At 42.1% G+C, this 13,755-nt stretch carries 13 protein-coding genes and 1 pseudogene; 4 read left to right on the top strand and 10 right to left on the bottom strand.

The genetic code is table 11. The features are described from left to right. Window positions 1-20 precede the first annotated feature (20 nt). Both ACMAZD_RS23935 and def read left to right on the top strand, forming a co-directional pair. Window positions 21-929, top strand: coding sequence for an IS5 family transposase (locus ACMAZD_RS23935; RefSeq protein WP_435249756.1), 909 nt, complete (start codon window positions 21-23; stop codon window positions 927-929). 170 nt (window positions 930-1,099) lie between these two features. Continuing rightward, a complete protein-coding gene (gene def / locus ACMAZD_RS23930) occupies window positions 1,100-1,603 on the top strand; it encodes a peptide deformylase (protein ID WP_435249755.1) in 504 nt (167 codons plus the stop codon). A gap of 594 nt (window positions 1,604-2,197) precedes the next feature. On the opposite strand, the gene ltrA is transcribed toward def, so the two are convergent. From ltrA to ACMAZD_RS23905, 5 genes are all read right to left on the bottom strand, one after another. After that, entirely contained in the window at window positions 2,198-3,490 is a 1,293-nt protein-coding gene (gene ltrA / locus ACMAZD_RS23925; protein ID WP_435249317.1) for a group II intron reverse transcriptase/maturase, read from the bottom strand. A gap of 623 nt (window positions 3,491-4,113) precedes the next feature. Beyond that, the gene (locus tag ACMAZD_RS23920) at window positions 4,114-5,367 is read right to left on the bottom strand and encodes an ATP-grasp domain-containing protein (protein ID WP_435249754.1); all 1,254 of its coding nucleotides are present in this window, start codon (window positions 5,365-5,367) and stop codon (window positions 4,114-4,116) included. A gap of 8 nt (window positions 5,368-5,375) precedes the next feature. Next, complete coding sequence (locus tag ACMAZD_RS23915) at window positions 5,376-6,818, bottom strand: phosphotransferase family protein (RefSeq protein WP_435249753.1); 1,443 nt, start codon at window positions 6,816-6,818, stop codon at window positions 5,376-5,378. A gap of 53 nt (window positions 6,819-6,871) precedes the next feature. Beyond that, window positions 6,872-7,765 (bottom strand): iron-containing redox enzyme family protein, encoded by an 894-nt coding sequence (locus tag ACMAZD_RS23910; protein WP_102281987.1) that lies wholly within the window; start codon window positions 7,763-7,765, stop codon window positions 6,872-6,874. A gap of 18 nt (window positions 7,766-7,783) precedes the next feature. After that, window positions 7,784-9,052, bottom strand: coding sequence for an MFS transporter (locus tag ACMAZD_RS23905; RefSeq protein ID WP_435249752.1), 1,269 nt, complete (start codon window positions 9,050-9,052; stop codon window positions 7,784-7,786). A 373-nt stretch (window positions 9,053-9,425) separates the two neighbouring features. On the opposite strand from ACMAZD_RS23905, the pseudogene ACMAZD_RS23900 reads away from it, so the two are divergent. Together ACMAZD_RS23900 and ACMAZD_RS23895 are read left to right on the top strand one after the other, a co-directional pair. Then, window positions 9,426-9,725 (top strand): annotated as a pseudogene (locus tag ACMAZD_RS23900) (transposase); the annotation flags it as partial. Window positions 9,726-10,077: 352 nt separating this feature from the next. Further along, window positions 10,078-10,563: a type II secretion system protein gene (locus tag ACMAZD_RS23895; protein ID WP_435247822.1), complete on the top strand. Its 486-nt coding sequence runs from the start codon at window positions 10,078-10,080 to the stop codon at window positions 10,561-10,563. A gap of 113 nt (window positions 10,564-10,676) precedes the next feature. On the opposite strand, the gene ACMAZD_RS23890 is transcribed toward ACMAZD_RS23895, so the two are convergent. From ACMAZD_RS23890 to ACMAZD_RS23870, 5 genes are all read right to left on the bottom strand, one after another. Then, window positions 10,677-10,949, bottom strand: a complete 273-nt coding sequence (locus ACMAZD_RS23890; protein WP_435247449.1) for a helix-turn-helix domain-containing protein — start codon at window positions 10,947-10,949, stop codon at window positions 10,677-10,679. Between the two features lie 298 nt (window positions 10,950-11,247). Next, window positions 11,248-12,501 (bottom strand): Y-family DNA polymerase, encoded by a 1,254-nt coding sequence (locus ACMAZD_RS23885; protein ID WP_435249751.1) that lies wholly within the window; start codon window positions 12,499-12,501, stop codon window positions 11,248-11,250. Beyond that, a complete protein-coding gene (locus ACMAZD_RS23880; RefSeq protein ID WP_435249750.1) occupies window positions 12,501-12,911 on the bottom strand; it encodes a LexA family protein in 411 nt (136 codons plus the stop codon). Before ACMAZD_RS23880 ends, ACMAZD_RS23885 begins: the two co-directional genes overlap by 1 nt. An 89-nt stretch (window positions 12,912-13,000) precedes the next feature. Then, window positions 13,001-13,234 carry a hypothetical protein gene (locus ACMAZD_RS23875; RefSeq protein ID WP_435250571.1) on the bottom strand — a complete coding sequence of 78 codons (234 nt, stop codon included), beginning with the start codon at window positions 13,232-13,234 and terminating at the stop codon, window positions 13,001-13,003. Window positions 13,235-13,584: 350 nt separating this feature from the next. Continuing rightward, on the bottom strand, window positions 13,585-13,737 hold the full coding sequence (locus ACMAZD_RS23870; RefSeq protein ID WP_435249749.1) for a hypothetical protein: 153 nt from the start codon (window positions 13,735-13,737) through the stop codon (window positions 13,585-13,587). Window positions 13,738-13,755 lie beyond the last annotated feature (18 nt).

The following is a 13,755-nucleotide window of genomic DNA, read 5'->3' as shown; positions in this document are numbered from 1 at the left end:
GTGGTTAGAACGGTGGTGACATGGGTAAAGCGGAAAAGAAGATAACTAACTGGGCGAAATACAATAAGGCTCTGTGCAAGCGTGGCTCGGTTACGTTCTGGATAGATGATTCAGCCATAGATGCATGGCGATGTACAACCCATCATGGTAAGCGTGGTAGAGGTTTCCAGTATTCTGATACCACGATTGAAACTGCCTTGATGATTAAGGGGATCTTCTCTCTGCCATTACGTGCTCTTCAAGGCTTTATTGATTCTATCTTTGAGCTATTGGATGTTCCACTGACGTCCCCTGACTACACCTGTATCAGCAAACGCTCGAAGACAGTTCAGGTCAAATGTCGCAATAAATCCAAAGGAACTATTCGCCATATAGCCATTGACTCGACTGGTCTTAAAGTTTTTGGCGAGGGTGAATGGAAAGTGAACAAGCACGGCGCCGAAAAACGCAGAACTTGGCGTAAACTGCACTTAGCTGTTTATGTAGAAACTCATGAGGCCATTAGTGCAGAAGTCAGTCTTGTAAGTGTTGGCGATAACGAAGTGCTGCCAACATTACTCAACCCTTTACGTAGAAAGATCCATACAGTATCTGCTGATGGAGCATATGACACAAAAAGTTGCCATGAGACTCTGAAAAATAAGGACTGTACTCCGTTGATACCACCTCGAAAGAATGCGGCTCTTTGGGAAGATGGGCATCCCAGAAATGAAGCTGTAGAGGCTCTTAAAAACGGAACAATAACGGAGTGGAAATCTGAGTCTGGTTACCACTATCGCTCAATATCTGAGACCGCAATGTCTCGATATAAAGGCTTAACCAGCGGTAAATTGAGCTTGAGATGTTACAACGCTCAAGTGGGAGAAATCATGGCGAATGTCAAAGCTATAAACAAAGTTATAGGTCTAGGTATGCCTGTTAGAAGCTAACGATTAGTCAAATATGGCGTCGTTAAACCTCAAGCTGATTTGATCAACAACGCCCGTCATATCTGTTGGTGTTGTTGAAGGTTAAAAAGAAAGAAGGCATTATTGGCCCATAAAATACGGACAGTCGACGTATAGAAAGCGTTATGAGCTTCCAAGAATAGAAGGAAAATATGGCAGTTTTAGAAATTCTGACTGCACCAGATCCAAGGCTTAAGGTCAAAGCGGAAAAGGTGCAAGATCTCTCCACGGTACAAACATTAATAGACGACATGTTGGAAACGTTATATGCGACTGACAATGGTATTGGTTTGGCTTCAACTCAAGTTGGTCGTAAAGAGGCCGTTGTTATTATTGACCTTTCCGAAAGTCGAGATGAACCATTAGTTTTGGTTAACCCTGAAGTGGTTAGCGGCTCGGATAAAACATTGGGTCAAGAAGGTTGTTTATCAGTTCCTGACTATTATGCCGACGTAGAGCGTTTTACTTCAGTTGTTGTGTCTGCTTTAGATCGCGAAGGTAAACCAATGACCATCGAAAGTGATGAGTTTCTAGCTATCGTAATGCAGCACGAAATAGATCATTTGGCGGGTAACTTGTTTATTGACTATCTTTCACCAATTAAGCGTCAAATGGCTATGAAAAAGGTTAAAAAGTACGTTAAAGCGCACTCTTAACTTCCGCCTATCAATATAGGTAATTACATCCTGTTGGCTGCGTGAGTAGCCAATGCTTTTCGAACAACAAAGTTATCTGCTTCGCTTTGTCATTTCGGTCATTAAACATTGCTTCCGACAAACACATATAGAAGGTCTCTTATTGTGGTCTCTCCGCAGCCAACCACTATTGGCTAGGCCATTAGACATTTATCGGTTGATAATTACGGTACGACAGAATCGCTTGGTGATCACACGAGCTAGCCATCGTGACTAACTCAGAGCTACCCCAAATCTTGCTAGAGTTGGCATTTTGAACAATTCCACGAATTCTTTTTGATCAAATTTATCTAATGCACCAAGTATGAGATACCATACCTACCATCTTTAATTGGTAGGAGGAGAAAGTATGGAAATACTGCTCTACAACGGCAAAGGGTCATACAGCTCAGGAAAAGTGGAATGGGCACTCAATTTCGACTCTATTCCATATCAAAGAGTAGAGGCGACCGTCACAGCTAGAATTCTCAGAATAATGATGGCAACAAGTGATTGCGTCCTTATATGGCATAAACCAAAAATCGAGTAGGAGGAGGCCTCGCAGCCTCCGTCCTCTCACACCACCGTACAAGCGTGGGTCGCATACGGCGGTTCCGAATATACTTTCAGTGACTCGTACCCATCTCTTAATGAGTACAGCCCCAACCCCTCGAACCATTTTATTGGCATGGCGTGATTAACCTGTGGCGTTAAAGCTAGATGCCACCAACCCTTATCTGACATCGCTAGCTTCCACGCATTACGCTCCGTTACACCTTGTCGCTGTAACCATGTCGCTATGCTGTGTCTGCGTTTGCGCTGCTTTAGTCGGTAGCACCTTAGCCTACGCCGTATCCATTCATCTAAGCGCTGCATTGCACTTTTACGAACAGTAAGCTTGAAGTAGTGTTGCCATCCTCTTAGATATTGAGTTAACTCCGTGATTATCACCTGTAACTCTCGTCCTCGATTTCGCTTCGTTATCTGACGTACTCGCTTCTTCATTTGAGCTTGTGCCGTCTTCGATATCCCGATTGTTCCGTCTATCTGGAAGCGATGGCTTAGGTAAGTTCGCTTTGTCACTCTCGTTGCTGCACTTTTCTTACGGTTTACCGTCAGCTTTAGTTTCTGCTCCAAGAACTCCGTTATCGACTCTTTGACTCGATGAGCGGCTTCCTCACTACGCACGTAGATTTGGCAGTCATCTGCATATCGACAGAACTTATGCCCTCTACGCTCTAACTCTTTATCCAGTTCATCTAATACAATATTTGATAGTAGCGGAGATAATGGCCCACCCTGGGGTGTGCCTCGTTGTCTCTGCTCAACTAGTCCATGTCGCATTATGCCTACCTGTAGGTATGACCTAATTAGCTTTAACACGCGTTTATCAGCAATATCTTGTGACAGCCTGTGCATTAGCCTATCGTGATTCACTGTATCGAAGTATTTTGCTAGGTCTATATCTACTACATAACCTCGACCCTCTCGGATGTAGCGACTGGCGGCCGCCAATGCATGGTGCGCACTGCGGTTGGGTCTAAACCCGTAACTATTGTCGGAGAACTTCGGCTCATAGATACATGACAGCACTGATGTGATTGCCTGTTGGACTACCCTATCAAGGACTGTTGGGATACCTAATTGCCTTACGCCACCACTAGCTTTGGGGATTTCTACACCAAGAACAGATTGAGGTTGATAGCTTCCATCCAGAAGAATCTGGCGAAGCTCTTGCCCGTTTGATGCCTGTCGAAGTCTTGAGATAGTGGCGTTGATGTCGAGCTTGTCGACTCCTGCACACCCTTTGTTCTTCTTCACGCGTCTAAGAGCTTGATTCAAATTGGTTGAAGAGCAAATTTGCTCCATCAACGAAGTTGAGGTCACCAAGACTCGCCCTCCTGTCTACGCCGACCATGCTTGTCATTCTTCGTATCCATGAGCTTTACTTGCGGTATTGCCCTTTGGGACGTAGAGATGAGTTTCATCTTGCTATGACTCCACATGATTGAGTGTCTAGTGACTGCTTCTTGATATATTCAGTTCAGGCCTTCCTTTGAGTTGTACATTCTCAAAGTACTATGCCTTCTGCTGACTTCTTATTGTCCATCACACAACATCACTGCTGTATTAGTCTCTATTGAGACAAACAATAAGATCTCCCGAGGTAAGGCGTTGTTCTTTCCCTTGGCTGTGCCTGATTTACCACTACACACTTCCCGTCGAGGCATTGGACTATTCTATCTATGGCTAGGTTGCCCAAGTTGTAATGGCCTACTATCAGATTTCTGTTCGTCACAACCAAGTTTTGCCATTTGCTTCCTTCAGATTTCACCTCACGGTGAACACCCTTGCATAGGCTAACGGTTCTCGCTCGACTGAGCCCGTAGAGGACTTTCACCTCCTAGATCAACGCCATGCTCGGCGCACCATAAAAGTAGAGGTCAGTCAATGACCTCCAAAATACATATAAATCAGGAATTTTAGGAGAGTTAATGCTCTGAAAGGTTCAGCTCTTTATTTTCAATTCCGCAATCACTGGCTATCTGACAATCGAATAAATCGTAGATTTGTGCAGCCTTAATTTCGAGATTGTTCGGTTCATTATCAACCATGGCAAAAGTCGCTACAAAGTCAGTGTTGTGTCTCGGTGGATTGTTTTTCTCACCGAGACAACGATTAATTTTCACAAATGGATAAACACTCGGGTCAAAATCATCAATAGATGATATCGATACAATCTCACCTTTGTCATGCGCAAACAAAGAAACTACTTTTGCATACTCAAACGTACTCGTTGGTTGAGAGGGAGTCAGTCCTAAGCTGATTCGAGCCATTTCACGATTGAGATCTATGCCAAGTTGATATTTTATGGCTTCAACAATACCGCCCCCCGCAGGTCTCAAACCAATTTCGCAGAAAACAACGGTGTCTTGGTAGTAAAAAAACTCAAAGTGGAAAACCCCACTTTCTAGTTCGAAAGCCTTCATTATGTCGCATAAAGCGACGTTAGCTTTATCGAAAATCTCCCCTTTATGAATAAGATGTGTAGTTTGGCCAATACTGTCCGCAAAGTATACTGGTGGCTCGACATAACTACCCAGGCTCGAGAACACGAGCTCATTGTTGGAATACAAACCATCTAGGTGATAGATGTCTGCCGGTATGAACTCTTCAAAGATGAACTTGTTCAGGCGCTTCTCGCTGACCAACTGATTTATGATTTTGTCGAGGTCTTCCATTGAACTGATGATAGCGGTTTCCTTAGAACCCATACCATCAAGAGGTTTGCAAACAACACTTGTATATTTACTGAAGAAATCTCGAATCCATTCAGGGTTCTCGGAAGTTAGGTAATCCGGGCATCGAACAGAGCTTTTACGAGCCCACTCTTTCATTGTGTTTTTATTCCGCACCATCTCGGCAGCGTCCGGCTGCAGACCCTGTAATTTGAAGTGAGCTCGCGCCAACGCGGCAGGGTAGATACATTGTTCATCCATAGCGATCACAGCACTAATACTATGCTTTAGGCTCAATTCCTCTAACCACTGCTCGATAACTTCATCATTATCGACCATTTCGATGATATACAATTCTTTATATGCGTTTGGTGGTGGTATCGACGTCGTACGGACAGACAAGGCAAAGATGATCTCCTTGTCGCGCAGCTCACAAAAAAGCTCTTTGTTTTCGTCCAAAAGAGATGAATACCCATTGCGACTAAAAATCAGTACAGTTTCTTTCATAAAGCCCTCTATTTTTTAAATGCTCTGTCTAGCCAATACAGCGTGAGCCCAAAGTAGAAGCTCCATTTTTCATTGGATGAGACAACTTGATTGTATTTGAGCCATCCAAAGGTTGCATTGGCACAAAACACTCGTAGTTTCTGAACAAACGTTAAGTCGTCAATGAGTGTCGGTAACAAAATGCTTGTTGAATTTAATAGGTCCGATTCCAACTCTTCGATGATATCAACCAAATAAGTACTGGCGACAAGAGTTCCATCGATATTTTTTGAAATTTCCGTATGGTGTAATTTCTCTAAAACTGAACTGTGGAGGAGAGTTGCTAGGTCATACGTTGGGTCGAAGTACCCATCAATCGTAAAGCATCCGTCCCAGTTAAGCCTTGGATCAATAAGTTTGATTTCGCCTTCTTTATTGCAAAGGACATTTGGCCAGTGAACATCACCATGTATACGACTCACTATTGGGCTCTGGAATGTTGGTAACGCATCACTGAGGACGTTGAGCATATTTTCAATAGTTAACGTTTTTCGGTTACTCACTAATACTGTCTTCTCAAGGACATGCCCCTCGGAGATCGAAAGTGACTTCAATGTATTTGCAAAACCTTCAGAGTTCAGTATTTGAAAGAAGCGATGGTGAAGATGGTAATCGAGTTCGATATTGGTATCTGTCCGATTTGCTTGGTAGAAGCTGGCTAATCGCTCTATGAGTTCACCAGCGTTGCGTTTCGGTAATTCGGATAGCTTTTCCATCACGATCCAACGTTCTGAACCGAAAACTCTTTGTGCGTACATGACAGGAAAAATCGAATTGTTATTTTCAATCGACTGAAACATATAATCTGTTTCAATATCGGTACCCACGGCTGACATTCTTTTTAAGATATAGTTATTGGCCATATCAAAGGACAGAACACTCAGGGAATCAGCACCTGTTGGTAAGGCAACAACATTACACTGATTAAGGTTCTGTGCATCCATACTGTCTTGGGTTACGGTATGAACAAAATGTAGATATGATTGTTCGACCTTTTTAAATCCATCATCAACCATTAGTGCACCATCAGGGTCTATCCAGCGCTCTACTTGTCCATCTGGGTGTACTAGATACGCAGTACGTGTAAAGAAGTGCTGTTCCCCTTTGGTTACAAGCAAGTCTTCGGGTATAAGGTCTGGAGAAATTGTGCCAACCGGGAAGTAGACCGAGTCCAATGATTCTGTCATTTCATCGATCGATGACAACGCAGCGATCTGGATTCCAAGTGTTTGTGCTCGTTTTTGTGTGGTTGCCAGTAGGCAAAGCTGTTTAGTACACCCTGCTAGATCTTCAAATACTTTTCCAACTCCAATACCTGGATAAACGAATAGCAACGTAAAAGGCGTTTTGGATAAGTCCAAAGAAATACTTGAATATTTAAGTAGTTGATTTAGTTCTTTTTTATGTGACATGTCAATGGGCTCTGATGAGTAAGTGGCAATATGACTGTTGCCACTTGTCGAGTTTACTGTTCTTGTTTAATTGCTTTGTACAAGCCGTGCGCGTACTGGGTCGCCATCAAATAACGGATTGCTACGCCAATACAGATTTCTTTGAATAGAATTTCACTTGTATTAATCAAAGGGATAATTGCATCATCTACCCACTCTTGAGCGTGAGCCGCATCATACTCAATGTGAGCTTCTTGATAGAAGATGACTTCACTCGGTACAGATAGTCGCTTACAACCCGCTACCACCTTTTCGAAGTGGACAGGAGCGATCGTTTCGATAAACGACAGAGCACCGATGATGCGTGGCGCATAACGACGACGAAAGCCCATACAGAAAAATGAGTTGCTGTTTTGAAGGATTTCGACGTTATCTTTCAAATCATCGTCCTGCAGTACTTCTTTGGCCCATGCGACTGTTTTATCAAATAGGGTCGTATGTACTAACGCTGCGTTACCTTCACCCATCTCATCCCAATAGTTATGTGCGATTGCCATTTTAGGCTTACCTTGGACGCCCAACTGAGCTAGTGCTAAGAGATCATCGAAAACACCATCGACAAAGCGCTCATGCAAGATGTATTGAGCAATCTCTTCATCGGTTGCATCCTCCGCCAAAAAATCATAGAAATGTTTGGTTGCTTCTTCATGTTGACGCTGAAGGTTTGCTTGCCATTCAATAAACTCACTCGGTTGTGAAGGTAAAGGAATTTCTTTTTGGATTTGAGTTTCAAGTGTAGTCATCCATTGATCTTCAAGATCGTAACGCCATTGAATATCTGCAACCGTATCCATTGCGTTGTAACAATGCTCCGGTGTTTGCAGCAAGCTTAAATAATGATCTCTCAACAGAAACTGAGACTGATAGATATTAGGGTGTTGCTCAATACTTAACGTTGTAGTGTCCAATGTTTTATACCTTTTCTGTTATTTTTGTGGTTTTGGAAACTTGCTGGCATACAAACAGATCGCTAATGCCAACAAGGATGAAAAACAAGCACTTGCCCAAAGAATTGATGGAGAGTATTGGTCTAGTAACCATCCACCTATAGGTGGGGCGAGTACGAAGCCTAATTTCTTAAAGCCAGCGGCTCCGTAGTAACTACCTCGTTTGGACTCAGGGGCAGTATCATCAGTTAAAATTGTTGTCATAGGGAACATAACGGATTCACCGGCACATATGATGACGATTGCAAAAACGAATAGATGATAACTGTCTGTCGGTACGATAAGTGCCGCGTAACCAACAGACATCAAAAGACCGCTTTTCAACAACTTGTTAAGTGTCGTTTCATTTCGCAGTAGGTAGGTCATTGGGGCTTGAAAAAGAAGAACGCTGACAGCGTTTACTACTAATAACAACGTGAATAATTGAGCTCCACTTAGGTTGTTGCCCCAGTAACCCTTCCACATTTCCAGTAAACCTTTGGCACTTTCAGAAGAGCCGAATTGCTCGAGAAGTTGTAAGGATAATACAGAGCTCGTGAAGGCATATGAAAACAACACCAATGTAAATGCCACGACATAAAAGGTGAACTTCTTATCGGCAAGGACAACCTTTAAGGTTTCGACAATACTCGGAGCGTTTTGGTGGAGTGATTTGTGAGGGGCAATGTCAAGAAGCAAGACGGCAAAAAGTAAACCGAAACTAATGATACCTGCGATTAAAAACACCATACTTGGATTGTCACTGGAAGCAAAATATCCACCAACAAGAGGTGCAATAGCCGCAGAAACATTGATTGAGGTATAACGAAGAATCATTGCTCTTTGAATCTTTTTTTTCTCTCCCTCATCTCTACATGCCGCCATAAGAACAGGTTCAAATACAGCCGTCGCCATACCAAATACTAAGTTTGTTAAAGCGAGGTAGATGGGGGAATCTAGATAGAAAAACAACGCATAGGCAAATGTTACAAGTGACGCTGACAACGTGAGTACGAGTTTTCTTGGTAAATGGTCGGACAAAGTACCGCCATAAAAACCAGAAATTACGCCAGCAAGAGGGCCACAGGCAATGATCAATCCAATATAGGTATTTGACAATTCAGAAGTAGAAGATAAGTATAAAGCCAGAAACGGTAACGACATAAACTGCCCAAACCTATTGAAGCCTGAACCTAACACTAGGAGCCATCCTTCACGGCCAATTGAGAACCAAGATTGTGAACCTGTAATAACTTTTGCTTCCAACATAAAAAGTAACATTTATTAGTAATTTGTTACACTTTTATTACATGAATGCGCCTTGGTCAATATAAAAACAACATGCACGTATAACTGAAAGTTATTTATTAATAGTAACTTAAGTTTAATTAGATTAAATAACCACCATAAATACATTACTCAGTATAAAGTTGATTAGATGCACGGTAGATCGTCATAAAAAACTAACATGCCAAAAAATATCAAATTAAGTGACGCTTTTGTCATTAGAAGGGATTTTATAAAAAGTGGGATCAAGCATCCAGTTTTGTTTCGTACTTTGAATGAACTAAATCAGAATCTAACGATCAGATGAGGGACATTCATTCACTGATTTTGATTTCATGCCGAAGCCTTGCTGAAGATCCCACGGGTAACCCCGTGTTTTCTATATTCACAGAATAAAAACACTAACTGGCATAAGTATAATAACTCCTTGAGCAACCGAGGTTCACTCACGTTTTGGATTGACTTAGAGGTAATAACTGAGTGGAAATAACCTAAATAGAATAGATGTGGTAGACCACGATTGTTTAGTGACCTAGCTATCACAATTGCTCTCATGGTCAAGCGCGTATTTTCCTTACCTTTAAGGGCGCTACAAGACTTCATCGACTCTGTTTTTAGATTGGCAGTTGTCCCATTAGTTTGTCCCTACTATTCTTGATCTGCCCTAGCTAGACTGAACATTTCACGAAACGACTTTCTGATACTAAAAGTTATCCGCATTTTTCTAATTTACGTGAATACTCTAACAAAGTTCTGTCCAAAAACTTTTCAGGTTGATTTTTTACTCGTGGCACTTTCTAGTTCGAAAATGTCCTTTCCTTGCTAAGGGTAATCCTGATCAGTCTTATCCCAAGAGATTTGTAAGCGGAGAAGAACCATGACGCTTAACAATTTTGGATTAAGTATTAAGGCAATACATATACTCTTGTTCTCGTTCCTCTAACTTTTTGGTATGTTACAGGTTGTACATTGGTAGACATCGCTTTTAGCGTTATGAAAGGTCAATAATGAAACGTATGGGTGGCTTTACGCTGTTTGAATTGGTTATTGTAACTGTCCTCATGGGGGTTTTAGCGATAAGCCTAGCACCTCGATTCATGAATGTGCAAGACGATGCCAGAAGTGCAACATATTCAAACCTTAAAGGGGCATTTCAATCAGCCGTCTCGCTATTTCATGCTAAGTGGTTAGTTGACGGCGAACCAAATCCAGACATTTCTAAAAATCGTGAGGGTGACTGGGGATACACTATCTATAATCTCCACTATAATAAATTTGGTTATCCTAGAATCATTAAATCATTACAAGGCTGTAAAGTAATTTTAGAAAATTTATTGCCAGATTCTGGGTTCACTGCTGAAGACTACGATGATCCAGCTCCTGTAGGAGCTGGATTAGGAAATAAATGCATATATGTATTTAAGAGGGCTCCGTTCGATTTGAGTTACTCAGAAGAAAATGGCGAAGTAACCCTCACTAAACGTATTTTTTGAATAATTTCATTCGATCATTGAGAAACAGTAAGTGTGGGCCACAGTCTATAGAGAGAAAATTAGGAGTTGTCGCAAGCTCTGCACCATCCGCAGAGTACCAATAGGCGTGATACTTACTGTGCCTCATGACTATCAAATTCTCGGCTTATAATCTGGTTTAATTTTTTACTGAAGTTACCTCTATTGACACCCAAAATTCTTGCCGCCTTTGATTGGTTACCGCGTGTGTGCGTTATTAACTCGAACAATAATACATTAAGTACCGTTGGTGTTACCCAAGACATATCAGGTGTCGCTGATTTACTATCAAACCACGTCGGCGCTAATTCTTCTCGGATAAGCTTTTGGATTTGGTTCTTATTGATAGGAGATAGATGGTCATTCATATTTGTTAGATTAGGCACTGGCAAGATTAGCATTGATTGGTGAGTAAACCGAGTTTAACGTAAATCCTCTTGTTCTGCACTTTACCCTAGCTTCCTATCAGTGCGATCCTTGCTTCAGGCTCACTGCTGAAAACATAATTTACCATACCTGTGATTATTCGTAGTTTGCTAATTTAGCAAAAGCGCTGACAAATAGATGTCCAAAGACGTTTTAGCACCGCAGATATTTAGAATTGATGATAGGTGTGGTAACACATTGTTAGTTGCCCTTACTATACGCAAATCAGGTATGGGTAGCTCAACACATTATCTGAGGCAGATCTTTGAGCCTTGTCGTATATTGAGGTGATAAAAAGTTTCGACTCATTTGCCAATTTTGCGTTGTACCTTGGGCTGCTATAAAAACCGCATCACGTCCGAACTTGATATTGAGCGCATCAAGCGTTTTCATTAAAGCGGGACTCTCAGGTGAAGAGAACAAGTCTATTTGTCTTTGCTTATCCGACACCAAACCAATGGCCCCTACACCGATTTTGTAATATTGCACACCATCTCGATATAACCGCTCAGCTATTGACGATACTGCCGCCGTTAACCTGGTCGTGTCATTTGTCGGATATTCAAACTTAAAAGTTTCCTTGAAGCTTTGAGGTACAGCATCATAAGGAGACGTGTTAGCAAACACCATGAGCATCGAGCACGCACTTTTCTGGTTGCGGGCTTTCTTGCCCACTGTCGCGACGTGGAACGCTAATGCTTGTTTTAACTCTTCAAGTGTTGTGATCCGCTGTCCCACGCTTCGAGTGCTAAAGATTTGCTGTTTATCAGCGCGGCACTCATCCCAAACCTTGCATGGCTCTCCGTTGAGCTCTCGTAACGTCCTTTCTACTTCTACATTAAACGAGCGTCTGGCTTGCTCTGGGGGCAAGTTAGCCAAATCGAGTGCCGAATGTATCCCCATCCATTGCAACCTTTTAGTCAACTTTCTGCCAATCCCCCAAACTCCTGACACCGGCTGCATGGCCAAGTAATGCTGCCTCTTCTGCTCAGAATCGATAATACAGACTCCTTGTAATCTTTTATCCACTTTGGCACTTCGGTTCGCCATTTTGGCTAACGTCAAAGTATGGCCAGCACCAAAACATACCGGTAATCGACACTCTTTCCAGACAGTTTGCCTAACTCTTTGGCCAAAAGCCCGTAAATCGGTTTCTACATGGTCACAGTGGCGCATGTCGAGGAAGCACTCATCGATAGAATAGATGTGACTGTTTGGTGCAAAAGCTGTGATTGTGGCCATCATCTTAGCCGACAAGTCCGCATACAAAGCATAGTTCGAGGAAAACACGTGAATCGACTGTTGTTCTATTAAACCTTTCTGTTTGAAGTAAGGTTCAAACTTCTTGATACCAGCATCTTTGGCCAAACGATTTGCCGCCACAACCGCACCGTCATTGTTGGATAAAACGATGCAAGGTTGTTGACGTAAATCAGGACGAAAGACCTGCTCACAAGCAACATACATTGCATTACAGTCAATTAAGGCAAACACTACATGAACTCGGGAAGGGGCTTATGAAGTCTTATAGAGCGAATAACCACCCCCTCTATGGAAAACGCGTCTTCTGGATGAATCGGAATTGGAGCACAGTTTGAGTTCGCGGAGAGTAATAAGCGCTGACGAACGTCAATAATTTTACACATGAATGCACCATTTAAAGAAACGATGACAGTATCAAGGTGTTGAGCCTGTGGTTTTCTATCAATAACTAATAGATCCCCACTGTAGATCCCAACATTCTCCATTGAGTCACCATTCGCATAAGCCAGGTAAGTTGCATTTGGGTTATTCACTAAAATTGAGTCGAGCGATACACCGAGCTCAACGTATTCTGCTGCAGGTGACTCCCAGGATGTGAGTGAACAAGACATACTGGTTGGAGATAAAGGGAGGATATTCATTATCAAAATCCAAACTAACCATAACTGTATAAATATACAGTCACAGATATTGTTTGGTCAATGTTTTCAAAACATATGAGGCTCTAGCTTTACCATATTCCCCAGTACTGCTCTTCCATAACCTCTTCGATAGGATCAGGTATAGTATTGAAAAAATTTAAGTTTGTTGCCTCCTCTACGTCATCAACCGTTGTTATAAATAGAGGGAGTTCTGAGGTCGAAATTTTTCGATGAGGTAGAATAAATGCAATGGCTTCGTTCATTTGGGAGTCGAGGATGACTTTAAAGTTTGTGTGGTCATAGATGACAATGGCAAAAGTCATGTTAATCGTGCGTACACAAACTGTTTTCCACATGACTCGAAAAGGGAAAGTCGGAGTACTAGGTGAGCAAACTTCTAACAAATAAGGATAAAATGTTGCGTAGCCAACGTTAAATCACAAGTGTTGAACAAGCTTTCAATCGTGTGCTTTTTCATCGTAGCAATTATTGTGAAAGAGTTTGGTATACAGCTTACATAACTTAACAAATGACGGTTGAACTCTTGGTCTTGTTATAATATAACACTTCAAGTTTTTTTATTCTCAATTAACTATCTCAATGTCGGCGATGGTGTATGGTTTCTAAAGCACTCACACAATCTATTAGTTTGCTGATGCTACTTATCGTCGCATTAGGTACGACGACGTCTGCGATAGGTGAATTTCGTTCTCATAGCTTGTCGGCGATATCGACTTTCGATAGTGACCATACACACTCCCATTCCTCCAGTCATTCTCATGATGTCGATGATGAGTATTCTTTTCACCATGATGCGAGTAATCATAATCACACGTATGACAGT

The organism is Vibrio sp. nBUS_14 (assembly GCF_051201655.1).
Taxonomy (GTDB): Bacteria; Pseudomonadota; Gammaproteobacteria; order Enterobacterales; family Vibrionaceae; genus Vibrio.
Note: the sequence above shows the minus strand (reverse complement) of the source record. Positions and strands in the feature narration are given on the sequence as shown.

Excerpts from the sequence above, each read along its gene's own strand:
- ACMAZD_RS23935 (WP_435249756.1), top strand. The coding sequence starts at position 21 with ATGGGTAAAGCGGAAAAGAAGATAACTAACTGGGCGAAATACAATAAG.
- def (WP_435249755.1), top strand. The coding sequence starts at position 1,100 with ATGGCAGTTTTAGAAATTCTGACTGCACCAGATCCAAGGCTTAAGGTC.
- ltrA (WP_435249317.1), bottom strand. The coding sequence starts at position 3,490 with ATGGAGCAAATTTGCTCTTCAACCAATTTGAATCAAGCTCTTAGACGC.
- ACMAZD_RS23920 (WP_435249754.1), bottom strand. The coding sequence starts at position 5,367 with ATGAAAGAAACTGTACTGATTTTTAGTCGCAATGGGTATTCATCTCTT.
- ACMAZD_RS23915 (WP_435249753.1), bottom strand. The coding sequence starts at position 6,818 with ATGTCACATAAAAAAGAACTAAATCAACTACTTAAATATTCAAGTATT.
- ACMAZD_RS23905 (WP_435249752.1), bottom strand. The coding sequence starts at position 9,052 with ATGTTGGAAGCAAAAGTTATTACAGGTTCACAATCTTGGTTCTCAATT.
- ACMAZD_RS23895 (WP_435247822.1), top strand. The coding sequence starts at position 10,078 with ATGAAACGTATGGGTGGCTTTACGCTGTTTGAATTGGTTATTGTAACT.
- ACMAZD_RS23890 (WP_435247449.1), bottom strand. The coding sequence starts at position 10,949 with ATGAATGACCATCTATCTCCTATCAATAAGAACCAAATCCAAAAGCTT.
- ACMAZD_RS23880 (WP_435249750.1), bottom strand. The coding sequence starts at position 12,911 with ATGAATATCCTCCCTTTATCTCCAACCAGTATGTCTTGTTCACTCACA.
- ACMAZD_RS23875 (WP_435250571.1), bottom strand. The coding sequence starts at position 13,234 with ATGACTTTTGCCATTGTCATCTATGACCACACAAACTTTAAAGTCATC.
- ACMAZD_RS23870 (WP_435249749.1), bottom strand. The coding sequence starts at position 13,737 with ATGATTACTCGCATCATGGTGAAAAGAATACTCATCATCGACATCATG.